At 58.7% G+C, this 22,848-nt stretch carries 20 protein-coding genes; 11 read left to right on the top strand and 9 right to left on the bottom strand.

The features are described 5' to 3' along the window. The first annotated feature begins 21 nt into the window (after nt 1-21). Nucleotides 22-1,950 (top strand): YgiQ family radical SAM protein, encoded by a 1,929-nt coding sequence (locus tag GN112_RS12075; RefSeq protein WP_155310456.1) that lies wholly within the window; start codon nt 22-24, stop codon nt 1,948-1,950. 503 nt (nt 1,951-2,453) lie between these two features. On the opposite strand, the gene GN112_RS12070 is transcribed toward GN112_RS12075, so the two are convergent. Beyond that, nucleotides 2,454-2,957 carry a PilZ domain-containing protein gene (locus tag GN112_RS12070; RefSeq protein ID WP_162458899.1) on the bottom strand — a complete coding sequence of 168 codons (504 nt, stop codon included), beginning with the start codon at nt 2,955-2,957 and terminating at the stop codon, nt 2,454-2,456. 222 nt (nt 2,958-3,179) lie between these two features. Between GN112_RS12070 and GN112_RS12065 the strand changes: the two genes are divergently transcribed. The 9 genes from GN112_RS12065 (at nt 3,180) to GN112_RS12025 (ending at nt 10,927) form a co-directional block, all read left to right on the top strand. Then, nucleotides 3,180-3,605: an iron-sulfur cluster assembly scaffold protein gene (locus GN112_RS12065; protein ID WP_155310454.1), complete on the top strand. Its 426-nt coding sequence runs from the start codon at nt 3,180-3,182 to the stop codon at nt 3,603-3,605. Between the two features lie 196 nt (nt 3,606-3,801). Then, nucleotides 3,802-4,323 carry an RsbRD N-terminal domain-containing protein gene (locus GN112_RS12060; protein WP_155310453.1) on the top strand — a complete coding sequence of 174 codons (522 nt, stop codon included), beginning with the start codon at nt 3,802-3,804 and terminating at the stop codon, nt 4,321-4,323. Between the two features lie 167 nt (nt 4,324-4,490). Continuing rightward, entirely contained in the window at nt 4,491-5,534 is a 1,044-nt protein-coding gene (dsrM, locus tag GN112_RS12055) for a sulfate reduction electron transfer complex DsrMKJOP subunit DsrM (RefSeq protein WP_155310452.1), read from the top strand. A 17-nt stretch (nt 5,535-5,551) separates the two neighbouring features. Beyond that, nucleotides 5,552-7,174: a sulfate reduction electron transfer complex DsrMKJOP subunit DsrK gene (gene dsrK, locus GN112_RS12050; RefSeq protein WP_155310451.1), complete on the top strand. Its 1,623-nt coding sequence runs from the start codon at nt 5,552-5,554 to the stop codon at nt 7,172-7,174. A 3-nt stretch (nt 7,175-7,177) separates the two neighbouring features. Continuing rightward, complete coding sequence (dsrJ, locus tag GN112_RS12045) at nt 7,178-7,564, top strand: sulfate reduction electron transfer complex DsrMKJOP subunit DsrJ (RefSeq protein WP_155310450.1); 387 nt, start codon at nt 7,178-7,180, stop codon at nt 7,562-7,564. 1 nt (nt 7,565) lies between these two features. Next, the gene (dsrO, locus tag GN112_RS12040; RefSeq protein WP_155310449.1) at nt 7,566-8,351 is read left to right on the top strand and encodes a sulfate reduction electron transfer complex DsrMKJOP subunit DsrO; all 786 of its coding nucleotides are present in this window, start codon (nt 7,566-7,568) and stop codon (nt 8,349-8,351) included. 7 nt (nt 8,352-8,358) lie between these two features. Next, nucleotides 8,359-9,516 (top strand): sulfate reduction electron transfer complex DsrMKJOP subunit DsrP, encoded by a 1,158-nt coding sequence (gene dsrP / locus GN112_RS12035; RefSeq protein WP_155310448.1) that lies wholly within the window; start codon nt 8,359-8,361, stop codon nt 9,514-9,516. Nucleotides 9,517-9,880: 364 nt separating this feature from the next. Continuing rightward, nucleotides 9,881-10,339 carry a universal stress protein gene (locus tag GN112_RS12030; protein ID WP_155310447.1) on the top strand — a complete coding sequence of 153 codons (459 nt, stop codon included), beginning with the start codon at nt 9,881-9,883 and terminating at the stop codon, nt 10,337-10,339. A gap of 12 nt (nt 10,340-10,351) precedes the next feature. After that, nucleotides 10,352-10,927, top strand: a complete 576-nt coding sequence (locus GN112_RS12025; protein WP_155310446.1) for a GAF domain-containing protein — start codon at nt 10,352-10,354, stop codon at nt 10,925-10,927. A gap of 48 nt (nt 10,928-10,975) precedes the next feature. Here GN112_RS12025 and GN112_RS12020 read toward each other — a convergent pair whose 3' ends face one another. From GN112_RS12020 to GN112_RS12010, 3 genes are read right to left on the bottom strand one after another with little or no spacing between them, the layout of a single operon-like run. Continuing rightward, nucleotides 10,976-13,246, bottom strand: coding sequence for a xanthine dehydrogenase family protein molybdopterin-binding subunit (locus tag GN112_RS12020; RefSeq protein WP_155310445.1), 2,271 nt, complete (start codon nt 13,244-13,246; stop codon nt 10,976-10,978). A gap of 60 nt (nt 13,247-13,306) precedes the next feature. After that, the gene (locus tag GN112_RS12015; RefSeq protein ID WP_155310444.1) at nt 13,307-14,185 is read right to left on the bottom strand and encodes an FAD binding domain-containing protein; all 879 of its coding nucleotides are present in this window, start codon (nt 14,183-14,185) and stop codon (nt 13,307-13,309) included. Between the two features lie 17 nt (nt 14,186-14,202). Further along, nucleotides 14,203-14,682, bottom strand: coding sequence for a (2Fe-2S)-binding protein (locus GN112_RS12010; RefSeq protein ID WP_155310443.1), 480 nt, complete (start codon nt 14,680-14,682; stop codon nt 14,203-14,205). 527 nt (nt 14,683-15,209) lie between these two features. Here GN112_RS12010 and GN112_RS12005 point away from each other — a divergent pair. Next, nucleotides 15,210-16,202, top strand: a complete 993-nt coding sequence (locus GN112_RS12005; RefSeq protein WP_155310442.1) for a DUF814 domain-containing protein — start codon at nt 15,210-15,212, stop codon at nt 16,200-16,202. A 37-nt stretch (nt 16,203-16,239) separates the two neighbouring features. On the opposite strand, the gene GN112_RS12000 is transcribed toward GN112_RS12005, so the two are convergent. Genes GN112_RS12000 through GN112_RS11980 form a run of 5 tightly spaced genes read right to left on the bottom strand, consistent with a single transcriptional unit; the run spans nt 16,240 to nt 22,843 of the window. Beyond that, nucleotides 16,240-17,361 carry an ABC transporter permease gene (locus GN112_RS12000; RefSeq protein WP_155310441.1) on the bottom strand — a complete coding sequence of 374 codons (1,122 nt, stop codon included), beginning with the start codon at nt 17,359-17,361 and terminating at the stop codon, nt 16,240-16,242. After that, the gene (locus GN112_RS11995) at nt 17,358-18,494 is read right to left on the bottom strand and encodes an ABC transporter permease (protein WP_155310440.1); all 1,137 of its coding nucleotides are present in this window, start codon (nt 18,492-18,494) and stop codon (nt 17,358-17,360) included. The genes GN112_RS12000 and GN112_RS11995 overlap by 4 nt, the downstream gene beginning before the upstream one ends. Next, the gene (locus GN112_RS11990; RefSeq protein ID WP_197743316.1) at nt 18,487-20,292 is read right to left on the bottom strand and encodes an ATP-binding cassette domain-containing protein; all 1,806 of its coding nucleotides are present in this window, start codon (nt 20,290-20,292) and stop codon (nt 18,487-18,489) included. The genes GN112_RS11995 and GN112_RS11990 overlap by 8 nt, the downstream gene beginning before the upstream one ends. Beyond that, nucleotides 20,289-21,344, bottom strand: coding sequence for an HlyD family secretion protein (locus GN112_RS11985; protein ID WP_155310439.1), 1,056 nt, complete (start codon nt 21,342-21,344; stop codon nt 20,289-20,291). The genes GN112_RS11990 and GN112_RS11985 overlap by 4 nt, the downstream gene beginning before the upstream one ends. After that, nucleotides 21,341-22,843 (bottom strand): efflux transporter outer membrane subunit, encoded by a 1,503-nt coding sequence (locus tag GN112_RS11980; RefSeq protein ID WP_162458898.1) that lies wholly within the window; start codon nt 22,841-22,843, stop codon nt 21,341-21,343. The genes GN112_RS11985 and GN112_RS11980 overlap by 4 nt, the downstream gene beginning before the upstream one ends. Nucleotides 22,844-22,848: the final 5 nt, after the last annotated feature.

Below are 22,848 nucleotides of genomic sequence, written 5' to 3'. Positions count from 1 at the left end.
GAGAGGCCGAAACGGACTGCCATGAATTGCGATTTTTTGCCGGTATCTCAATCGGACATGCGACAGCGCGGGTGGGATCGGCTGGATGTGATCCTGATTACCGGCGATGCCTACGTGGACCATCCGGCCTTTGGGGTGGCCCTGATCGGCCGGGTGCTGGCCGCCCATGGCTATCGGGTGGGAATCATCGCCCAGCCCGACTGGCGCAATGCCGATGATTTCAGGCGCCTGGGGCGGCCACGACTGTTTTTTGGTATCACCTCGGGCAATGTCGATTCCATGGTGGCCAACTACACGGCCAACAAACGACCCCGCCGGAAAGATGCGTTTTCACCGGGTGGACGGGTGGGGATGCGGCCCGACCGGGCCCTGGTCGTCTATGCCAACCGCGTGCGCCAGGCTTTCAAGGGCGTGCCCGTGGTGATTGGCGGCCTGGAGGCCAGCATGCGCCGGCTGGCCCATTACGACTTTTGGGACAACCGGGTGCGGCGGTCGATCCTGTTCGATGCCCGGGCCGACATCCTGGTTTACGGCATGGGTGAGGCGCAGGTGGTCGAGATCGCCCGGCAACTGATGGCGGGTGAACCCGTGGATGGCCTGGACGGCATCGCCGGAACGGCGGTGATCCGCAAAGACCCGGAATACTTGGGTGAGATTGTCGCGTTGCCGTCATTTGAGGATGTCGGCGAATCGGCCGATCGCTTCAACGAGGCCTTCCGGCGGTTTTACCGCCAGCAGAACCCGTTCACCGGCCGGCCGGTGGTTCAGGCCCACGGGGACCGCTGGGCCGTGGTCTTCCCGCCCCCGAAACCGTTATCCGAAACCCAGCTGGACGCCATTTACGACCTGGACTATCCGCGCCGTTGGCACCTCGATTATGATGGCGACGGCGGGGTTCCCGCGTTGGAGACGGTTCGTCACTCCCTGGTGACCCACCGCGGTTGCAGCGGCGAGTGCAATTTCTGCAGCCTCTATTTTCACCAGGGGCGCGTGGTTCAGAGCCGCAGCGAAGCCTCCATCCTGCGGGAAGCCCGGCGCCTGGTCCAGGACCCGGCCTTTCACGGTACGATCACCGACATGGGCGGCCCCACGGCCAACCTGTACGGGGCCAATTGCCCGCGCTGGTCCAGGAAGGGGTTTTGTGCCGACCGGCGCTGCATGGTGCCGGCGACCTGCTCGCGCCTGGATCCCGGGTACGCCAGGAGCCTGCCCTTGTACCGGCAGGTTCGCGGTCTGCCCGGGGTCAAGCACGCCTTTATCGGCAGTGGATTCCGTCACGACCTCTTCGGCGATGCGTCCACGGATGCCTGCCTGGAAGAGCTGTGCCGGTTTCACATCAGCGGCCGCATGAAAGTGGCCCCCGAGCATGTTTGCGACATGGTGCTGGATGCCATGGGCAAACCGCCCATTGCGGCCTATGACGCTTTTGTGGCGCAGTTCAAACGGGTGGGTCAGCGTCTGCCCGCACCCTGCTTTCTGGTGAATTATTTTATCAGCGCCCATCCCGGGGCCACCCTTGGCGATGCCCTCAAGATGGCCCGCTATTTGATCGAGCGGGGCATGCACCCCGAGCAGATCCAGGATTTCATCCCCCTGCCGTTGACCCTGTCCGGTGCCATGTACCACACCGAAAAAGACCCCTTCAGCGGCAGACCACTCCATGTGGCCAAAACGTTTCGCGAACGCAAAATGCAGCGGGCCCTGATCCAGTACAACAACCCGGCCAACCGGCCATTGATCCGCCAGGCCCTGAAAGCGCTTGGTGCCGAGCACCTGGCGCCGATGTTTTTCAGAGGAAAAGGGGCCGCACGCAAAACCATCCGACGGTCCGAAGGCCGGAAGCGGCCAACGCCGGGTCCCCCTGGCCCGCGGTCTTCAACGCCCCGCAAACCGGCGGCCCGGCCTGGCGCACGGCCATCGGCCAAACGACCGCGAAAATCACGCCGCTGAAACGGTGTGATTTTTTTCCACTATGAAAAAATAGACATATACAATTGTGGTCAATTTTACCGTTTTTTGAGCAGCGTATGTTTAGATATTGTGTAATATGTTGAATTTGTTTGAATGCTTACGATTCCTATGCTGGGTATAGTAATTGCAGGCTATGACTCAAATAGCTGCCACAACGGCCACCGTCGAAACCGTATAAAATGACCCATTGGCCTATTTCTGGACGGACACCAAATAGAGTTGGGAACCAGATGCAATCCGCTCACGCACACCTTTTTGGGAAACTGACGCTTATTGACAATGGCGGGCGGCGGATCGGGGGAGATCGCCGTTTATACTCCTACAACGGCTATCTGCCCGAACGCCGATCCGGCAGGGACCGTCGCTGTGGTGAAGACCGCAGGAAAAAACCGCGTACTGTGTTTTCCCTTTCAACGCCTTGAGATTTCCAGTCCCTCTTTTCAGTGCCGCCACTAGTGCGGCCCGATGGTCCGGGGCTCGATTTACGCCCCACCGCCGGCCAGCGCCCGTTTCTCCTCAACCAGGGTTGCGGTTCCGATGGGTTGGCTGAGTCGCAGTACCACGGCACCTTCTTCTCTGCGCAGCACAGTGGCTTTGAAGCGAATATTTTTTCCACAAAGCAGCCGGATTTCTCCGGTCGTTTTTCTCTTGAGTGTGGTAGCCGAACTGGCATTGAGGCGCACCCCGCCTTCCGACAGGTCTCGGACCGTAAAGGTAATGCCATCGATGGTCAGCAGGGCGTAGTGTGTGCCGGTATAGTGGATGCGCACCGCTTCACGCTTGACGATGCCGTCGGCTTTGGCGGAAAGCGTCGGCAGGATGGCGCGTTTATCGATGAGCAGGGTCAGGATGTTGATGAAGGGTACGGCGAGCAACAGGAAGAGCAGAAAAATGACGAGGCTGCCCAATTCCGGCCCCCGGATGAAGAAAATAAAAAGGATGATGGCCAGTTGGATGATGTTGGCAACAATGGCGGTAATTTTCATCGACAGACATCCTTTGTCCGAATAATCTCCATCGGCTGATATCGGCAATCCATCCGACGACCAACCGTCAGGTACGTTAACACAAATCATTAACTATCGCAAATGGTTAAGCGCCTTGTTGCAAGCCATGTTGACAAAGCCGTCGGCGGCTTTTATGATCCGCTGGCACAACGAGCGTCACGTACAGGAACAAGGCTTTCAATTTAGAGGAGATCGGAACCCATGGATGCGCCCAATGAGACATCGGATTTCTGGCAGGACCACTCCCTGGCTTTTCTGGAGATGGCATTTCGTAACGACCACCGGGAACGGCTTGAACAGGCCGACGGGCACGGCAAGAAAACCGGTGATTGTGGCGATACGGTGGAGTTCTTCATGAATCTGCGGGGGGATACCATTCGCCATCTGGCCTATGATATCAACGGCTGCATGAACACCAATGCCTGCTGCAATGCGGTGATCTCCCTGGTCGAGGGCAAATCCATGGCCGATGCATGGGAAATCACACCCGAGCAGGTGGCCGATTTCCTTGAAACGCTGCCGGACGATCATTTTCACTGTGCCGAACTGGTGGTGGGGACATTATACCTGACCTTGGCCAACGCACGGGATAATCAGCGCTCCCCGTGGAAGAAGATGTATCGCTGATCGGGGCGGATTCAGCGTCGCGACGCCTTATTTGTCCTTGACAGAAAAGGGCAAGTTGACTATAGATTCGAGCTTGAATTCGGCTGATTTCCAGTCGTTGCACAGTATATCCACCAAAACAATCCGAATTGAAAAGCTGAGGTTGAAATTGCGGCACCCGTGCATTCGCAGCGGGGCCACCGGGGTGAGATCGCAGATGAGTTCAGCAAAGTCACTGGCCACAAAGAGGCAGGAGATCCTGAAAAACTGGTTTCAGGTTACGGTGGATTCTTATCCGCCCGACACGGCGCGTTTTCTGAAAAGTCAGAAAGATCCTTTTGCCAACCCGGTGGGACAGACCACGCACCAGAGTCTCGAGGCCTTGCTGGATGCCCTGATCTCGGGCGCCGGTCGCGACACCATGGCGGCCGCCCTTGACCCGATTCTGAGAATCCGGGCGGTGCAGACGTTTACCCCCTCCAAGGCCACCAGTTTTATTTTTCTCCTGAAACAGATCCTCCGCAAACATCTCGCGGAAGATGGTCGTGAATCGGGTGAGACGATGGACGGCCTGGACCGGCAGATCGATGAGATGGCCATGACGGCTTTCGATATTTACGTGGCCTGCCGGGAAAAGATATACGAACTCAAGGCCACGGAATCTAGAAACCAGTTTTTCGGTTCGTTGAAGCGTGCAGGATTGATCGTTGAGACCGAGGCAGACGGGCCCGGTCTCTGAAATTTTCCATATAAACTTTCGATTCAGGCATCCGGCAACAGTTTTGAATGGGCCGCGATTCCGCTCCGTCCGACCCCGTTTGGTCTCATGGATGAGGCCAACAAAAGGATGAGAGACGATTGCGCCGCATTCAGCTTTGCCAGGGCCAAGGAGTGAGGTGCGGTTCGATGAATAAAAATTACATGGTTAGCCTCATAGCGGTTATCGTGCTGTTCCTGATCGCATATGTGGGCACGCAGCAGGGGGCGGGCCTGCAGATGGTTTTTGGGATTGTTGTGCCCTATCTGGCGGTCATTCTGTTCGTTGTCGGATTTGCCCGGCGCGTGATGGGATGGTCCCGGTCGGCGGTGCCCTTCCGAATCACCACGACATGCGGGCAGCAACCTTCTCTGCCTTGGTTCAAACAGGCAAAAATCGACAACCCGTCCTCCACTTTCGGCGTGATCATCCGGATGTTTCTGGAGATCGTCTGCTTCCGGTCCCTGTTCCGTAACACCCGTATGAAGCTTAAAAACGGGACGCATATGACCCATCAGCTGGAGTTGTTCCTGTGGATCGGCGCCTTGGCCTTTCACTATGCCTTTTTCACCGTGGTGGTGCGGCACCTGCGCTTTTTCACCGAACCGGTGCCCTTCTTCGTCACCCTGCTTGAGAATGTGGACGCCTTCATGCGCATGGAAGTGCTTTACGATGCTGTCCAGTCGGGCCTTCCCGGCGTCTACATGTCCGGGTTGGTGTTGCTGGCCGCGGCATTCTACCTGTTCCTGCGGCGGGTACTGTTGCCCCAGGTCCGTTACATTTCCCTGGCGTCCGATTTTTTTCCTCTGTTTCTGATCATGGGAATCGCCCTTTCCGGTATTTTCATGCGTTACTTTGCCAAAGTGGATATCGTTGCGATTAAAGAGCTGACCATGGGACTGGTGACCTTTCGGCCCTCCATTCCCGAAGGTGTCGGCGGACTGTTCTTCGCCCATCTGTTTTTGGTCAGTGTCCTGCTGGCCTACTTCCCGTTCAGTAAGTTGATGCACCTGGGCGGCGTGTTTCTCAGTCCGACCCGGAACATGACCGGCAATACCCGTCAGGTCCGGCACGTGAACCCCTGGAACTATCCGGTCAAGGTTCACACCTATGAAGAATACGAAGACGATTTCAGAGAGAAAATGGTCGAAGCCGGCCTGCCGGTCGTAAAAATGCCCGAAGAACAGGCTTAAGACAAAAGGAGCAGATAATGGCAGATGAGTTGATCACACCCGATGAACTATTGTCAAAGATAGATCATCGTCCGTCCGGCGCCGGTTGGATGGACACGCCCGTGGAAATCCGCAAGGGGATGTACTGCTACGCGTCCAATCCCAAAAGCGTCGAGACCTTGGGCCTCCCCAACGCGCGAGCCTGGAACCCGTTGGACGACGACTGGAAGCTTCCGGACAACTGGCAGCAGATCATCTTCGAGGGTTTTCGCGAGCGCCTTGAAAAGTTCCGGTCCTTCAAGGTTTACATGGACATCTGTGTCCGCTGTGGCGCCTGTGCCGACAAGTGCCATTTTTTTATCGGTACCGGTGATCCCAAGAACATGCCGGTTTTGCGGGCCGAACTGCTGCGCAGTGTCTACCGCAACGATTTCACCCGAGCCGGGAAGATTTTGGGACGCCTGGGCGGCGCCCGCCCCATGACTCTGGATGTCCTGAAAGAGTGGTGGTACTATCTTTTTCAGTGCACTGAATGCCGGCGCTGTTCGGTCTTCTGTCCCTACGGGATCGACACGGCCGAGATTACCATCATGGGCCGCGAACTCCTCAACCTTTTGGGGCTGAACATCGACTGGATCGCCACCCCGGTCGCCAACTGTTACCGGACCGGTAACCACCTGGGCATCCAACCCCATGCGTTCAAGGACATGCTCGACTTTTTCGTCGACGATATCGAGGAAATCACCGGGGTCCAGGTGAATCCCGCCTATATGGAAAAGGATGCCGACATCCTTTTCATCACCCCGTCCGGGGACGTATTCGCCGATCCGGGAACATACACCTGTATGGGCTACATGATTCTCTTTCACTATCTGAAAGAAAAGTACGGCCTGAAGATTACCTGGAGCACCTATGCGTCGGAGGGCGGCAACTTCGGTTTCTTTACCTCTCACGAGACCATGAAACGGCTTAACTCCAAGATGTACGCCGAGGCCAAACGCCTGGGGGTCAAATGGATTCTGGGCGGCGAGTGCGGGCACATGTGGCGGGTGATTTCCCAGTACATGGACACCATGAACGGCCCGGCCGATTTCCTCGAAGTGCCGGTCAACCCCATCACCGGTACGAAATTCGAGAACGCCAGTTCCACCAAGATGGTGCACATTGCCGAGTTTACCGCCGACCTGATCAAACACGGCAAACTGGAACTGGACCCCAGCCGTAACGATAACAAAATCGTTACTTTCCATGATTCGTGCAACCCCGCCCGGGGCATGGGTTTGCTCGACGAACCCCGCTACGTGATTGAAAATGTGGCCAACAACTTCTACGAGATGCCGGCCAACACGATCCGCGAGCAGACTTTCTGCTGCGGCAGCGGTGCCGGTCTCAATGCCGGTGAGAACATGGAACTCAGAATGGCCGGTGGTTTTCCACGGGCCAACGCCGCCAAATATGTCCACGAGAAGCACGGCGTCAACATGCTGGCCTGTGTCTGCGCCATCGATCGCGCGGCCCTGCCCGCTTCCATGGAGTACTGGGTGCCCGAGGTCGATGTGTGCGGGCTTCACGAACTGGTGGCCAACGCCCTGATTCTGCCCGGCGAAAAGGAAAGAGAAACCGACTTGCGCGGCGAACCGCTGCCGGGAATGGAGGAGTAGCCGATGAAGGATAAGAATAAGATTATAGCGGGACTGGTTGTTTTTATCGCCGCCATTACCTTTCCCTTCTGGTTCAACCTGGGAAAAGCCGCCCCCGCTCCGGAACTTGTGCTGACCGCGAAAGCCAAGGCTGCCAAGACCTGTGTCATGTCTACCGAGTTCATGAAAGCGAACCACATGCAACTCTTGGACGTTTGGCGGCATAATGTGGTGCGGCGCAGTGAGCGCATGTTTGTCAGCCCCGACGGCAAACTTTACGACATGAGCCTCTCTAACACCTGTCTGGACTGTCATTCCAACAAGGCCGAATTCTGTGACCGGTGCCACGACTATGCGTCAGTAAGCCCCTATTGCTGGGATTGCCACATAGATAATCCAAAAGGAGAATAGTATGAAAAACAGCAGAAGACGCTTTCTTCAGATAGCTGGCGTTTCCGCGCTGGGTCTTGGGGCAAAACCCGTACTCAATGCCTTCGCTTCGGGAGGTGCTGAGGGGCCCGGCTACCATGTGGCCAAAGGGGAGGATGCCCGGTCGGCCAAACAATGGGCCATGGTGATCGATACCCGTAAACTGCAGACCGCCGAGGCGCTGGAGCCGATTATCGAGGCCTGCAACAAGATCCACAACATTCCCACGGGAATCGAGAACAAGAATCACGAGATCAAGTGGATCTGGGAAACCCATTACCACAACGCCTTCACCGACAAGGCCAGCAGCTTTCTCGATGAAGCGGTCGAGAACCGGCCATTTCTGTTACTGTGCAACCACTGTGAAAATCCCCCTTGCGTGCGGGCCTGCCCGACCAAGGCAACGTTTAAGAATGAGAACGGCATTGTAATGATGGATTTCCATCGCTGTATCGGCTGCCGTTTCTGCATGGCTGCCTGTCCCTTTGGTGCCCGCAGCTTCAACTTCAGGGACCCGCGTCCCTTCATCAAGGAAACCAACAAGGAATTCCCCACCCGCATGAAGGGTGTGGTTGAAAAATGCAACTTCTGTGCGGAACGGCTGGCCGTGGGTAAACAGCCTGCCTGTGTGGAAGCCTCCAACGGCGCCATCGCTTTCGGCGATCTGTACGACGAGCACTCGGAAGTCAGAGAACTGTTGAAGGAAAACTACACCATCAGACGGAAACAGACCCTGGGAACAGAGCCGGCCGTCTACTACATCGTGTGAGGTGAGCATGCTTGAATTAGCCGTAAAAGGAAACAAATGGTACTGGGGATGGGTGGTCGTCCTTTTGGGTATCATCGGAGCCGGCTTCGGCATCTATATGATGCAGCTCAAGTTCGGCCTCGGTATCACCGGCATGAGCCGGGACGTCTCATGGGGATTCTATATCGCTAACTTCACCTACCTGGTCGGTGTGGCCGCCGGAGGGGTGATGGTGGTACTGCCCTACTATCTGCACAACTACAAGGCCTATGGCAAAATTACCATTTTGGGTGAATTTCTGGCCATCGCCTCCATTGTCATGTGTCTGCTTTTTATCATGGTCGACCTCGGGCAGCCCATGCGCGCCCTCAACGTTCTGATTTACCCGACACCCAACAGTGTGCTGTTTTACGATGCCATTGTGCTCAACGGGTACCTCTTTCTCAACCTGGTGATCGGATGGAACGTGCTGGAGGCCGAGCGTAACGGCGTTCATTACCAGGGTTGGCTGAAGCCACTGATTTACATCTCGATCCCCTGGGCCGTGAGTATTCACACGGTGACCGCCTATCTGTACTGCGGTCTTCCGGGGCGCCATTTCTGGCTGACCGCCATCCTGGCCCCCCGGTTTCTCGCGTCGGCCTTTGCCGCCGGCCCGTCCCTGCTGATCCTGCTCTGCCTGTTTATTCGCCGCTTCACCAACTTCGATCCGGGCAGAGAGCAGATTCAGAGCCTGGCCAAAACCGTGGCCTATGCGATCAGCATCAACGTCTTCTTCTTTCTGTGTGAAGTGTTTGTCGCTTTCTATAGCAACATTCCCGGTCATACCACGCACCTCAAATACCTGTTCGTCGGCCTGCATGGCCACGGTGCCCTGGTGCCCTGGATGTGGGCGTCGATGATTCTGATGGCGGCGGGTATCGTGCTTACCGTCACCCCGGCCACCCGCAAGAACGAAAGCTCGCTGATGATTGCCTGCTTCGTCATCATCCTGGGTACCTGGATCGACAAGGGCCTGGGCATGATCTCGGGTGGATTTGTGCCCAACCCGATGCATGAGGTCAACGAGTACGCGCCCACCATGCCGGAAATCGGCATTACCCTGGGCGTTTATGCCATCGGTGCGCTGGTGCTGACCGTACTTTACAAAATGGCTGTGGGCGTAAAGGAAGAGGCACACAGCTGATCGATCCGCGATAGACCATCTGAAATTAAGAAATGGCGGGGTTTTCCCCGCCATTTTTGTTTTTGCAACGTCCCCATTTTACGGTTACGCTGACCGATCGCGAGGTGCGGCTCGTTTATCGGGGCGAATAATGTTTGACACCTTTCGGGGTCCATTTTAGCATAGGTAATATAGCCGCAAGCCATTGACCGCTTCATGCCGTTGACCCTGCCGTTCCTGTTGAAGCTGGTTGGAAGGACGTTAACCGTCGTTTTGATGCATCGTTCTTTTTCGCCCTTATTGTTAATCTGATTTGCTGATAGTGCCTGTTTCTACCGGATTTGCGGCGCGTTGACTAACCCTTTCAACAGGAAAGGAGGGCGCAATGGCAACGTTTCGGATTCTACTTCCCTACAACTATTCTCCCAACGATCAGAAATCGATCCGCTTTACCATTGACACCTTCGCCGGGCACAAGGATGTCCACATCACCCTTTTCCACGCTTACCCCCCCTTGCCCGACATCGATCTGGCCGCCAGCCCCGAAAACAGGAAGATGAGAAGCGGGATGACCTATCTGTCGGCGGAACTCAAGGAGCGCGAAGCCGCCCTTGGGGCGGTGGCGGAGACGCTGGCCGCCGGCGGGTTTGATGCGGATGCGATCTCCTGCGTGTTCAAGAAGCGGGTCAGGAGCGCGGCGGAAGAGATTGTCGAGCAGGTTGCCGGCTGCAACGTTCTGGTGCTCAGCCGGGGGGGCGGGAAAGTGACCCATTTTTTTACCCGCAGCATTTACGCCCGCGTCGTCGGTGCCCTGCGCGGGGTGACCATCTGTGTCGCCACCTGAAAGGAGGATGAAATGGCATCTGAAAACAGAGTCAATATCGATATTTTCAAGTCAGTCACCCGAGCCATCGCCCATAGTGAAGATTTGGACATCATGACCAACCATTTGTGCCAATTGCTCACCGCCGGGCTGGACATCAAGGGCTGTGCCATTTTCGTGCTCAATGCGGTTACCGAAGAACTGGAGATTCTGGCCAGTTTCGGGCTTTCTGCCAAATACCTGACCAAAGGACCGCTCAGCACCCCCAAGAGCATCAACGCAACCTTTCAGGGAAACCCCGCGGTGATCTCCGATATCGGTCAAAAGAACCATGGGTTGCAATATCCGGACGAGGCCCGCAAGGAAGGGATCGCGGCCATTGCCTCTTTGCCGATCATCCATTTAAACGAGGTGATTGGTGTGCTGCGGCTTTACCACTACGAACCGTGGAAAGTCTCGGATCAGGATCTTGAATCGCTGCAGATTCTGGCGGGGATTATCGGCCTGGCCATGATGTACACCCGTTTCCACAACACGGTACACGCCATTGCCGAAGTGCTGGGGCATACCTTCCAGGTGCAATTGACGTCCAAGGCGGGAAAGCGATAGATATGGTGGGCTGAAGACCGGCCGGTTTCCAGCCCACCGTTTTGATGCTTACATTTTTTTCAGCCCCTTGAGTATTTTCTCCGGGGTGATGGGCAGGTCCGTGCAACGGAACCCGGTGGCATGGTGCACCGCATCGGCAATGGCCGGAGCCGTGGGCGATACCAGGCCTTCACCCGCCTCCTTGGCCCCCATGGGCCCCTCCTCTTCATAGGTGTCGATGCACACCGAGTTGCTCGGCGGCATGTCGGCCGCATGGGGCATCTTGTAATCCAGAAAGTTCGTATTAAGCGTTTTGCCGCCGTCCATGACGAAATTCTCGGAAAGGGCATAGCCCAGACCCATCTGGATCGAGCCTTCCAACTGACCTTCCACGGACATGTGGTTGATCACCGTCCCGCAGTCGTGGGCCGTGTTCATCTGTTTGACCTGGATCTGGCCGGTCTCCTCATCCACGTTGACCTCGGCCACCTGGGCGCCGAAACTGAACGCCGGGCTGACCAGACCCTTGTCTCTGGGGGTGTAGTAGCCCCGGGCGACCACCGGCTCGCCGCGCTGCATCTTCTGCACAAACGCCACGGCTTCTCCGAGGCTCATGCCCCGATCAGGCTTGCCTTTGGCAAACACCCGGCCACCTTCGAATTCAATCGCGAAGATCGAGTTGAGGTTGAACTTGGCGGCTACGGCGCCGGCCAGCTTCTTTTTGATCTTATTGGCGGCATCCAGCACCGCATTGCCGTTGAAGAGGGTCAAGCGGCTTCCCCAGGCGCCCAGGTCGGCCTGGGGGGTGATGGCCGTATCGGCGGCGGTAATGCGGATATCCCCCATTTGCAGGCCCAGTGCTTCGGCCAGAATCTGGGTCATGACGGTCTCCACCCCCTGGCCGATATCCGCGGCCATGGTGAGCAGGTGGGCGGTGCCGTCTTCGAACACCTTCACCTCGGCGGCCGAGAAGTTGTACTGGGTATTGAACCAGTTGAACACACCACCGGAGATGAAGCTGTAGCAGCCGATCCCAATACCCTGTCCGGGTTTGGGATTTTTACGGATCTCGTCCCAGTTGCTCATTTTGCGAACTTCTTCCAGGGATTCGATGAAACCGCAACTGCTGATGGTCGCCACGCCGGGCAGGACATCGCCGGTCACCTGGGCGTTTTTCAGGCGCAGGTCGATGGGATCGATGCCCAGGTCCTCGGCGGCCATGTTCATCTGGGTCTCGGCGGCAAACAGGGTCTGGGGCGCGCCGAAACCGCGCATGGCGCTGGCCGGCGGTTTGTTGGTGTAGACGTGCTCGCCCAGGTAACGGTAGTTGGGATAGCGGTAGAGCATGGCGCCGAAGTTGCCGGCCAGGAAGCAGGCCGTGGGGCCCATGGCATTGTAGCCGCCACCGTCCAGGTAGATGTGCAGGTCCTTGGCCATGATCGTGCCGTCTTTTTTAAATCCGATCTTGGAGCGGATGGTCATGGGATGGCGCCGGCGGCCGGCCATCAGCTCTTCTTCACGGGTCAGGGTGAATTTCACTGGGCGGCCGGTTTTTTGGGCCATGAAGGCCGAGCAGACTTCCCAGGAGCGCAGTTCCATTTTGCCGCCAAACCCGCCACCCACAGTGGGCTTGATGACCCTGACGTCATTCTCCCGCAGATTCAGCGCCGAGGCCAGCAGGCATTGAACGATATACGGCGTCTGGGTGGAGGTCCAGATGGTGACGCGTCCTTCCTGGTCCGCCTGGGACACGCAGGAACAAGGTTCCATGTAGGCGTGGCTCTGGGCCTGGACGGTGAACGTGTCTTCGCGCACGTAATCCGATTCGGCGAATGCTTTGTCCGGATTGCCGTATTCGATTTTGCGATCGATGCTGATATTGGTTTTGTACCCGTCGTGAAGGAGCGGTGCGTCATCTTTCAGCGCACTTTCGATGTCATAAACGCCGGGCAGTTCTTCGTATTCCACCTCGATCAGTTCGATGGCCGCCTCGGCAATGTCCGGATCCGTGGCCGCCACGGCGGCCACTTCATCGCCGATATAGCGAACTTTGTCGATGGCCAGGGCATACTCATCCTGGGTTTTGGGAAACAGCCGCCAGTTGCCGGTGGTGACCTTGGGCAGATCCGCGCCGGTAATGACCAGGCGTACGCCGGGCAGGGCAGCGGCCTTGCTGGTGTCGATGTTGACAATGCGGGCGTGAGCCAGAGGGCTGCGGAGCAGTTTGCCGTGGAGCATGCCGGGAAGTTTGATATCGTCGGCATATACGGCTTGTCCGGTCGCTTTGGCCTTTCCGTCGGTTCGTGGAATGTCTTTTCCGATGATATTGAACGCTTTCATGGGCAATCCTTTTATGGCTGTCGGTATTTGGGGCAACAGCGGTATGCGAACGATAGGGAATTATTTTTTCCGCTTTGCCATTTTGCGAGCATCGATCAATGCCCGGATGGCGATGACGGTGGTGACTTTTTGACGATACTCGGCAGAGGCCCTGACGTCGGTGATGGGAGATGTTTCATCCGAGGCCTTCTGGGCTGCCTTGCGAATCAGGTCGTCGGTCAACTCCTGGCCGACCAGCATTTTTTCAGCCGCTTTGGTCCTCAACGGGATCGGCGCGCAGGCACCCACCACGATGCGGACATCCGTGCAACGGTTGCCATCCATGGTGACCCTGGCACCCAGGCCGATGGCCGAGCAATCCAGTTGGCCGCGTTGGGAAATGCTGATATAGGCGGTTCCCGTATGGGCGGGCGGTGTGGGCACAACAATCGAGGTGACGATCTCCCCGGTCTCCAGGGCGGTGATGCCCGGACCGCGGAAGAATTCGTCCAGCGGCATGCTGCGGGTCCCGTTCGGGCCGGTAATGTTGACCGCAGCGTTCAGTGCAATCAGTGTCGGCGCGTTATCGGCCGAGGGCGAGGCGTTGCACAGGTTGCCCACCACGGTGCCCATGTTGCGGACCTGAACATTGGCGGTGGATTCGGCGGCTTCGGCCACGGTGGGATAGTGCTTGCGAATCATCGGGTGGCTGGCCACATCGGCCAACAGCGCCGTGGCACCGATGGTCAATCCGCTTTTTTCGTCAAAGGTGATCGCGTCCAGACCGTCAATGCGTTTCAGGCTGATGAGCTGTTTGGGAAACAACGCCCGGTGGCGAATCTTGACCATCAGGTCGGTGCCGCCGGCCATGACGCGGGCGTCCTTGCCGCCCTTGACCAGTGCGGCAACCGCCTCGTCTACAGTTGTTGGGGCGAGATAGTCGAAATGGGGTGCTGGCATTACCGTTGTCTCCTGTTTTATTGTTGGGATTTCATTCGTTGGCCGGCATCGGCGATCGCATCCACGATCTTGTTGTATCCGGTACAGCGGCAAAGGTTGCCGGAAATGGCATGCCGGATCTCTTTTTCATTGGGATCAAGGTTGCTGTTGAGCAGGTTGAGGGCGGACAGCTCCATGCCGGGGGTACAGAATCCGCACTGGATGGCACCCTTTTCGATGAAGGCGTCCTGGATGGGATGGAGCTCTTCTCCGGAAGGAGCCAGGCCCTCCACGGTGAGAATCTCTTTGCCATCAGCTTCCACGGCCAGGGTGAGGCAGGAACTGACGCTTTTGCCGTCGATCATGACCGTGCAGGCACCGCAGTCACCCGAACCGCAGCCCAACTTGGTTCCCGTCAGATTCAGGTCTTCGCGAAGCACCTCGTTGAGGGTCCGCCAAGGCTCGACGTAAAGGTCATAGATGTCGCCATTAACCTTTAAACTGATCTCTTGTTTCATCGGTGACTCCTATCAGGTTAAGACTTGAGGGTTAACAAAAGCATTCCATGCAGGAATACGTTGCTCATGCTAAAAGGGAGTGAATCAGGGAAATATTGACGGATCTGCAAAAAGCCCAATATCAGCGTAAAGCTTTTTCACCGAACTGAACCTTAACGTGTTAAACATCATTGTATTAAATGTTGTCAAGGCAATTTTTAAAACCAAAATCGTTTATTATCCATGAATGTTAATCGATATCGAATGCTAATCGAGTGGGAACGCCTGCTTTTGGGTTGAAGATGTAGAAAGGGAAAGGTTCATAATAATGAACATTTTTTGCTTGGAAAACAATTTTGGTTGGATTTTATCATTTGGTATTAAATGAATCCAGATAATTTTTTTTGGTGTTATTCAAAAACAAGAATGAAATCCAAATGCGGTTGTCCTGGCGGGTGTCAGACCATTTCTTGACATAATCGCTGCAGGTCTTTACCCTATCCGGTAATCGGGTGATATCGTTTTGATAATAATCAATAAGGACAATTATGGCTGAATCGAGGACCATCCGCGCCCTGGGACTGTGTTCCGGGGGCCTGGACAGTATTTTAAGCGCGCTGGTGTTGCGCGAACAGGGCATTGAGGTGCACTGGGTCTGTTTTGAAACCCCTTTTTTTTCGGCCTTCAAGGCCAGGAAAGCGTCGGAACAGACCGGTGTGCCGTTGACCGTTCAAAAAATAACACCCGTATACATGCAAATGATGCGATCGCCGTCGGTGCGCTACGGCAAGAACATGAACCCCTGTATGGATTGTCACGCCCTGATGTTTCGCTTGGCCGGAGCGATGATGACCGACAAGAGCTTTGATTTTCTTTTCTCCGGCGAGGTATTGGGACAGCGCCCCATGAGCCAGAACCGCACGTCGCTGCGCTATGTGGAGAAACATTCCGGTTTCGACGGCTACATCCTGCGGCCCTTGTCGGCGCGCTGCCTGCCGGAAACCATCCCCGAGCAAAACGGCTGGGTGGACCGCAACCGACTGCTGGACATCTCCGGCCGCTCGCGCAAACCTCAGCTGCAATTGGCCGAAACCTATGGGGTGAACGAATTCCCGGCGCCTGCCGGCGGCTGCCTGCTTACCGACAAAATATTCAGTCGGCGATTGCGGGACCTGTTCGACCAACAGGCCGACTGCCCGGAACGGGCGTTGCACCTGCTCAAATTCGGCCGCCACCTGCGCCTGGGGCCGCAGACCAAGATCGTGGTCGGCCGCACCCGTCAGGACAATGAAATGATCAATCGCAACGTCGATCCCGAGCGCGACCTATTGCTGAAAGTGGAAAACTACCCGGGACCGCTTGCGGTGATTCCCGATGGCGCCGAGGAGGGTACGGTCATGCTGGCCGCCAGCATCTGCGCCGGCTACAGTAAGGCCCCGAACCATGAGCCGGTCACGGTCAGCGTGCAGGGTGCCGGCACCGACCGCAAGGTCACCGTCCTGGGGGTTCCTCCCGGGGGGAGCAAGCGCTATATGATTTAGGGGGCGGCCTTCCAGCAGCCCTGTTTCCGGACAGACGCTAATGCGTCCGGTGCCGGAACGTCCCTGCGGCCGCCGGCAGGGTCAGGCCGGCGATGATCAGCATGGGCCAGAGCTCGGGCCAGATCGCGGCCGTATCCGCACCGGCCAGAAATACCTGGCGGAGCGCGGCAACCACATAGCGCAGCGGGTTGGCCAGGGTGCCCGTCTGCAGCCAGGGGGGCATGTTTTCGATGGGCGTCGTGAACCCGCTGAGGATGACGGCGGGCATGATGAACATCAGCGCGCCCAACAGGGCCTGCTGCATGGTCGTCGACAACGCGGATACGAACAGGCCGACCCCGACCACGGCGATCATGAACACCGCCAGTGCGGCACACAGCGCGGTCAGACTGCCACGGAAGGGGATATGGAACCAGAAAACGGCGGCCGCGGACAACAGCAGGGCATCGGCCAGTCCGAAGACAAGTCCCGGCATGGCCTTGCCGATCAGGATCTCGACGGGGCGGAAGGGGGCCACGAGAAGCTGGTCGAAGGTGCCGAATTCCCTTTCCCGGGCCACAGATAATGCGGCCAGAATCATCACCACGATCATGCTGATGGTGCCTCCCAAGGCGGACACGATGGTCCAGCGGCTCTCCATGTTTTCGTTGAACCAGACCCGTTCCACCAGTTCCAGCTCGGGTCTCGCGGGGTCGGATCCCGCTTCCTGAACCAGTTCCTGATTGTAACCCTCTACGATGGTATTCACATAGCCCAGGGCGACGGACGCCACATTGGAGTTGCGCCCGTCGGCGATGACCTGTAGCACCGCGGCACGGCCCGTATGCAGGCGTTTGCTGAAGTCGGCCGGCAGATGGAGAACGAGCCGTACCCGCTGGCGGTCGATCACTTCGCGGATCTGCCGGTCCGAATCCAGGATGGCGACGCATTTAAAATTCGCCGAGCCTTGGAACCGGGCGAGCAGCGCCCTGGATTCCACGGTTCGTGATTCATCCAGCACGGCGTAGCCAACATCGGTCAGATCAAAGGTCGCCGCATAGCCGAACACGAAAAACTGGATGATCGGTGGTACGATGACGACCATGCGGCTTTTGGGATCGCGCATGACCATGGCCAATTCCTTGATGATCAGGGTGAGTATTCTGCGAAGGGCGTTCATGGGACGGGCAACCTCCTTACCAATTTTCGCCGGGCCAGGCCGAGCAGTACGCTGGCCATCAGGGCCAGGATGCCGGCGGCGGGCAGCAGCACCGGCCAGACATTGCCGGCCAGGAACAGGGTCTGGCTGATGGTTACGAAGTAGCGTGCCGGGACGATATGGCTGATGATCCGGATGGCCAGGGGGGTGCTGTCCAGGTCAAAGAGCAGCCCGGACAGGAAGAACGCGGGCAGAAAACCGGCGATGACCGACAGCATGGCCGCCACGAACTGGACCCGGACGGCGGCCGAAATCAGGAGCCCGAATCCCAGGCAGGCTAGTAAAAACAGGCTGCTGAAGGTAATCAGGAGCAGGACCGATCCGCGCAGTGGTACGCCGAACAAGGTCACCCCGAGAACCACGCACAGCCCCATGCCGGTCATGCCCAGGACAAAATAGGGCAGCAGTTTGCCGATGAGGATTTCCACGGGTCGGAGGGGGGTGGCCAGAATCGCTTCCATGGTGCCGCGTTCCCATTCACGGGCGATCACCAGAGCGGTCAACAGGGTACCGATCAGGGTCATGATCAGGGTCAGCAGGCCAGGAACGAGAAAATCGGTACTGTTTCTGGCGGCGTTGAACCACATGCGGTCGCTGACCGTAACCATCGCTGCGGCCGCGGCTTCGCCACGGCCGCGGCGGACGCCGATCCATTTGGCTACGATTCCCCGGGTGTAGCCCTGGATGAGGCGGGCCCGGTTGGCATCCACGCCGCTCTGGATCAGTTGAACCGGTGCGCGGCCGTTTTGGGCGAGCGTCGACGAAAAATCGTTGCGGATACGGATGATGCCGTCCACGCGACCCTCCCGGATCCAGGCCTCGGCGTCGGCCATGCCGGGCGCGGCAGTCGCTTCGATATACGGCGACAGATCGAAGCGGGTGGCCAGGTCGCGCGCCTCCGGACCGTGATCTTCCATCACCAGGGCCATGGGAACGTCCTTGGGGTCCAATGACACGCCGTAGCCGAAGATGAAGAGCAGCAGTACCGGAAGCACGATGCCGAGCAGCAGACTGCTGGGGTCCCGACGGATCTGCAATACTTCCTTGCGCAGGAAGCCGTGCAAGCGCATGGGCGAAATTTTCTGATCAGCCATTTCCAAAAGCCTCCGGTTGAGGATGGCCACGTTCGTCGGTCAAGGCGATGAAGGCATCTTCAATGGTGGGATCCGGGTTGGCCTCGGATCGCGCAATGGACCGGATTTCCGTGGGGGTGCCCTTGGCCAGGGTCCGGCCGTGGGCCATGATGATCATGTGATCGCAAAACTCCGCTTCCTCCATGAAATGGGTGGTGACGATCACGGTGACGCCGGAGCGGGCAAAGCCGCTGATGCGCAGCCAGAATTCGCGCCGGGCCAGGGGATCCGCGCCGGAGGTCGGCTCGTCGAGAAACAGGATATCCGGTTCGTGCAGCATGGCTGCGGCCATGGCCAGACGCTGCCGATAGCCGCCGGGCAGACTGCCGGCCGGCAGACGCCGCCGCGTTTTAAGATCAAATTCGTCCAGGGCCCAGTCGATACGCCGGCCAAGCGTTTTTCTGCCGAGTCCGTATGCCTTGCCGTAAAAGCGCAGATTGCTTTCCACGGACAGTTGGCGGTAAAGAGAGAATTTCTGGGCCATGTAGCCGAGACGGGTTCGCGCCTCGGCCGGCGAATGACGCAGGTCACGGCCGGCAACGGTGATTTCGCCGCTACTGGCGGGCAGCAATCCGCAAAGCATGCGGAAGGTGGTGGTCTTGCCGGCGCCGTTGGCCCCCAACAAGCCGAAGATTTCGCCGCGTCGCACTTCGAAACCGATGCCCTGGACCGCCGCAAAGGCACCGAATCGTTTCGTAAGGCCGGCGACGCGGACGACGACCGTCGGATCGCCGGTCAGGGGGGGTGCCTCTGTCAAGCCATCCGCCGGCCAGTCCCGCTTCCGGCCGGCGCCTTCCGATACCAGGCGGTCGACAAAGGCGTCTTCAAACACCGGGCGGACCGGTGAGATCCCGGATGCGACGCCGTCCGGCAGGGTGGGCAGGAGACCGGAGGCCGGCTGACGGAAAACGGTTCGGATGCGCCCGCAACTAATCGTCGCATCGATCACGTCCGTCCGTCCCGCCAGTGACGAGAGGGCATCCCGCGGCTTCATGCCGCTTGCCGGCGTCACCAGATAGACCCGCTGCCTGACCCGCCGGTAAAACCAGTCGGGCGGCCCTTCGTCCAGCAGTTTCCCCTCGTGGAGCAGGGCCACGTGGTGACAGCGTTCCGCTTCGTCCAGATAGGCGGTGGTGAGCACCACCCCGATGCCGTCCCGTTCCACCAGGGTATAGACGATATCCCACAGATCCCGACGCGACAGCGGATCGACCCCCACGGTCGGCTCGTCCAGAATCAACATCCCGGGGGATTTGACCAGACAGCAGGCCAGGCCCAGCTTCTGTTTCATGCCGCCGGAAAGCCGTCCGGCCTGCCGGTCGGTGAACGGTTCGAGCCCGGTCATGTGCATCAGGTGCGCGTATCGTCCGGTCCGCTCGGATGGCGGCACGCCCTGCAGATCGGCATAAAAGTCCAGGTTTTCCTGCACGGTGAGGTCTTCATACAGTCCGAACTGCTGGGGCATGTAGCCGATGCGGTCGCGTACCGAATCGATGCCCGTGGCCACATCGGCGCCCAACACCGTCATGTGCCCTGCCGTGGGCATCAACATCCCTGCGGCGATTCGCATCAGGGTGGTCTTGCCCGCTCCGTCAGGACCGACGATTCCGGTGACGCGTCCCGGCTGGGCCGCAAGGGTCAGCCCGTCGAGGGCGTTCACCGGACGGGCTCCCTTGGGAGAGAAGGTCATGCAAAGCCCCCGCGCGGCCATCACCGAACGTTCCATTCCGGCATTGCCTGTGGCCGTTGCCAACATCATCCCTCCATTCCCGGGCGGAACCCCTTCTTCGGATTTTCACTTTGCGCGATGGATGGGGGAACGCTGATTGTTACGGTCACGGGCATGCCGAGCCGCAGCTCGTCTGCCGGATCGTCTGTCCAGATGCGCACTTCGTAGACCAGCTGGGTCCGCAACTGGGCGGTCTGTACGCTTTTGGGCGTGAATTCCGCCTGGGCGGAGATGAAGCCGACCCGTCCGTCGAAAAAGCGGTCATCGAATGAATCGCTGTGGATCCGCGCCGTCATTCCCTGGCGGATGTGTCCCAGTGCCGGCTCGGGCAGGTAGGCGCGAACCCATTTTGGCTCGCTCAGGGCCAGCACAAACGCCGGCCGGGTGGGCATGGCCATTTCACCGGGTTCCAGGATGCGGCTCAGGATGATCCCCTTTGCCGGTGCGTGAAGCACGGTATCCGCCAGCCGCTGCCGCAGCAGGGAGAGATGGGCGTCCCGGGCTTCAAGTACCTGTTTCGCTTCGGCGATCTCCTCTTTGCGGGTCCCTTCGCGGGCAAGCGCCAGGGACTCCTGGTGCACGTTCAGCGCTGCCCGGGCCATGTCCAGGCTGGCGCGGGCATCGTCCAGGTCCTGCTCGGTGCTCGCCCCGACCGGAGCGGTCTTTTCCAGTCGCCGTACCCGGCGCGCTGCATTGCGCACCTGCACCCGGGCTTCGACCACCCGTGCCTCGGCCTGTTTGATTTCCTGACGCCGGGTGCCGTTGGTGAGTCGCCGCACCACCTCCTGCTGGGCGGCATATTGCGCCTCGGCCTCTTTGAGCTGGGAGGTCAGCCGGTCGCTGTCCAGTCGGGCGAGAATCTGCCCCTGGGTGACCGTGTCGCCTTCCTCGACCAGCACCTCGCGGACGACCTCCTGTTCCTTGAACGCCAGTTGTGCATCCCGGATGTCAACGTTTCCGTAGAGGGTCAGCCCATCATCGGCCGGCTCATGCGACCGCACGGTTTTCCACAGATAGCCTCCGGTCCCGATGGCCAGCAGCAGTATCAGCACCCCCATGATCGTTTTCTTTGGTTTCTTCATCTTCGGTCACCTCCTTGAATGGCGGCAAAGGCGGCCCGACCGGGGGCAGTCGTCTCCCACCCGCCGCCCAGGGCACGGTACAGGCGGATGATACCGCCGAGTTGGTGCTGCCTGGCAATTATCAGCGCATCTTCGACAGTGACCCGATCACACTGCGCATCGATCACCTGAATCAGGCTTTCCAGGCCCGCGTCATAGCGTTGTTCGGCGAGTTCGACCTGCCTGCGGGCATCCTTGTCGGTTTGGCGCAAATGCGCCACCCGCTGTTGATTCTGCACGACCCCGACCGCCGCATCCTCCACTTCCCCGACTGCCTTGAGCAAGGTCCCCTGAAGGTGGAGACGGGCCTGTTCGGCCTGGGATTCACGGACGCGGATCGTCTGTTTGATCTGGCCGCTATCGAAAAGGGGAAACCGCAACCCCGGTCCGAGGGAATAAATCAGGGCGTCCATATCAAAGATGCCATCGGCGCTGTCGGTTTGAAAATACAAGGAACCGGACAGGGATAGTCGGGGATAGCGATCCGCCACCGCCGCCCCGACGCGGGCCACGGCCGCTGCATATTGCATTTCGGCCCGACGGACATCGGCCCGACGGGTAATCAGATCCGCCGGCAGTCCGATGCCGATCATGTGCGGCGGCTTTGGCAGCGTGCCGGGCGGAATGAGTTCCTTCGTGGGCGGCGTTCCGATCAAAACGGCGATTCGGTGCATCGCCACGCCCCTGGCCCGAACCAGTTCGGGCCGCTTTGACCGGATCTGGTCGAGCCGCTGTTGTACCTGCATCAGCGCCAGCTCCGTCCCGGATCCCACCTGCCGGCACAATCGGCTCAGTTGCAGGGATTTTTCGAGCAGTCCGAGTTGCCGATCCAGCAGGCAAAGCCGCGCTTCCAGGGCGCGCGCATCCACGTACCCGAGGGCCAGTTCCGCGGCCAGGGATACCCTGGCATGGCCGTAATCGCCGTATTGGGCCTCAATGTCGCGGTCAGCGGCTTCCGCCAACCGGGCCACACGCCCCCACAGATCCAATTCCCAGCCGGCCAGGGCACCGACCGAATAGACGTCTATTTCTTCGCCGGGTGAGGGGCCCTGAAAATTCAAGGCCTCTTCCCCGGTCCCGGCGGTGCGCATGGCCGCCTCCACATCCACCTGGGGCAGGCGGTCGGCATTCACGATGCCGCGGCGGGCACGCGCCTCGACAATACACTGGCGCGCCTCGGCCAGATCGATATTGCTCGCGAAGAGCCGACCGACCAGCCTTTCAAGCGCGACATCCTCGAATTGCGTCCACCACCGGTTCGCCGGTGTGGACGGCGTCAATGAGGTGGTTTCTGCGTGTTGCGGATGCGCGATCCAGTCTGCGTGATGCTGCCCGGATAGATCGGGTGTCTCGTAATCCGGTCCCACGGTCGTGCAGCCGGCGACGACCAGCAGCCAGGCGGCGAACAATACCAAGCTCCGGTATGGGAAAAACCATTTGCGATGGTCAGATGGTCTCATCCTGA

It is taken from the genome of Desulfosarcina ovata subsp. ovata, assembly GCF_009689005.1.
Classification (GTDB): Bacteria; Desulfobacterota; Desulfobacteria; order Desulfobacterales; family Desulfosarcinaceae; genus Desulfosarcina; species Desulfosarcina ovata.
This window is presented reverse-complemented; position numbering and strand designations above follow the sequence as displayed.

Coding starts and splice junctions, on each gene's coding strand:
- GN112_RS12070 (WP_162458899.1), bottom strand. CDS start 2,957: ATGAAAATTACCGCCATTGTTGCCAACATCATCCAACTGGCCATCATC.
- GN112_RS12025 (WP_155310446.1), top strand. CDS start 10,352: ATGGCATCTGAAAACAGAGTCAATATCGATATTTTCAAGTCAGTCACC.
- dsrP (WP_155310448.1), top strand. CDS start 8,359: ATGCTTGAATTAGCCGTAAAAGGAAACAAATGGTACTGGGGATGGGTG.
- GN112_RS12075 (WP_155310456.1), top strand. CDS start 22: ATGAATTGCGATTTTTTGCCGGTATCTCAATCGGACATGCGACAGCGC.
- GN112_RS12060 (WP_155310453.1), top strand. CDS start 3,802: ATGAGTTCAGCAAAGTCACTGGCCACAAAGAGGCAGGAGATCCTGAAA.
- dsrK (WP_155310451.1), top strand. CDS start 5,552: ATGGCAGATGAGTTGATCACACCCGATGAACTATTGTCAAAGATAGAT.
- GN112_RS11995 (WP_155310440.1), bottom strand. CDS start 18,494: ATGGCTGATCAGAAAATTTCGCCCATGCGCTTGCACGGCTTCCTGCGC.
- GN112_RS12065 (WP_155310454.1), top strand. CDS start 3,180: ATGGATGCGCCCAATGAGACATCGGATTTCTGGCAGGACCACTCCCTG.
- dsrM (WP_155310452.1), top strand. CDS start 4,491: ATGAATAAAAATTACATGGTTAGCCTCATAGCGGTTATCGTGCTGTTC.
- dsrO (WP_155310449.1), top strand. CDS start 7,566: ATGAAAAACAGCAGAAGACGCTTTCTTCAGATAGCTGGCGTTTCCGCG.
- GN112_RS12015 (WP_155310444.1), bottom strand. CDS start 14,185: ATGCCAGCACCCCATTTCGACTATCTCGCCCCAACAACTGTAGACGAG.
- dsrJ (WP_155310450.1), top strand. CDS start 7,178: ATGAAGGATAAGAATAAGATTATAGCGGGACTGGTTGTTTTTATCGCC.
- GN112_RS12005 (WP_155310442.1), top strand. CDS start 15,210: ATGGCTGAATCGAGGACCATCCGCGCCCTGGGACTGTGTTCCGGGGGC.
- GN112_RS12020 (WP_155310445.1), bottom strand. CDS start 13,246: ATGAAAGCGTTCAATATCATCGGAAAAGACATTCCACGAACCGACGGA.
- GN112_RS11985 (WP_155310439.1), bottom strand. CDS start 21,344: ATGAAGAAACCAAAGAAAACGATCATGGGGGTGCTGATACTGCTGCTG.
- GN112_RS12010 (WP_155310443.1), bottom strand. CDS start 14,682: ATGAAACAAGAGATCAGTTTAAAGGTTAATGGCGACATCTATGACCTT.
- GN112_RS11990 (WP_197743316.1), bottom strand. CDS start 20,292: ATGATGTTGGCAACGGCCACAGGCAATGCCGGAATGGAACGTTCGGTG.
- GN112_RS12000 (WP_155310441.1), bottom strand. CDS start 17,361: ATGAACGCCCTTCGCAGAATACTCACCCTGATCATCAAGGAATTGGCC.
- GN112_RS12030 (WP_155310447.1), top strand. CDS start 9,881: ATGGCAACGTTTCGGATTCTACTTCCCTACAACTATTCTCCCAACGAT.
- GN112_RS11980 (WP_162458898.1), bottom strand. CDS start 22,843: ATGAGACCATCTGACCATCGCAAATGGTTTTTCCCATACCGGAGCTTG.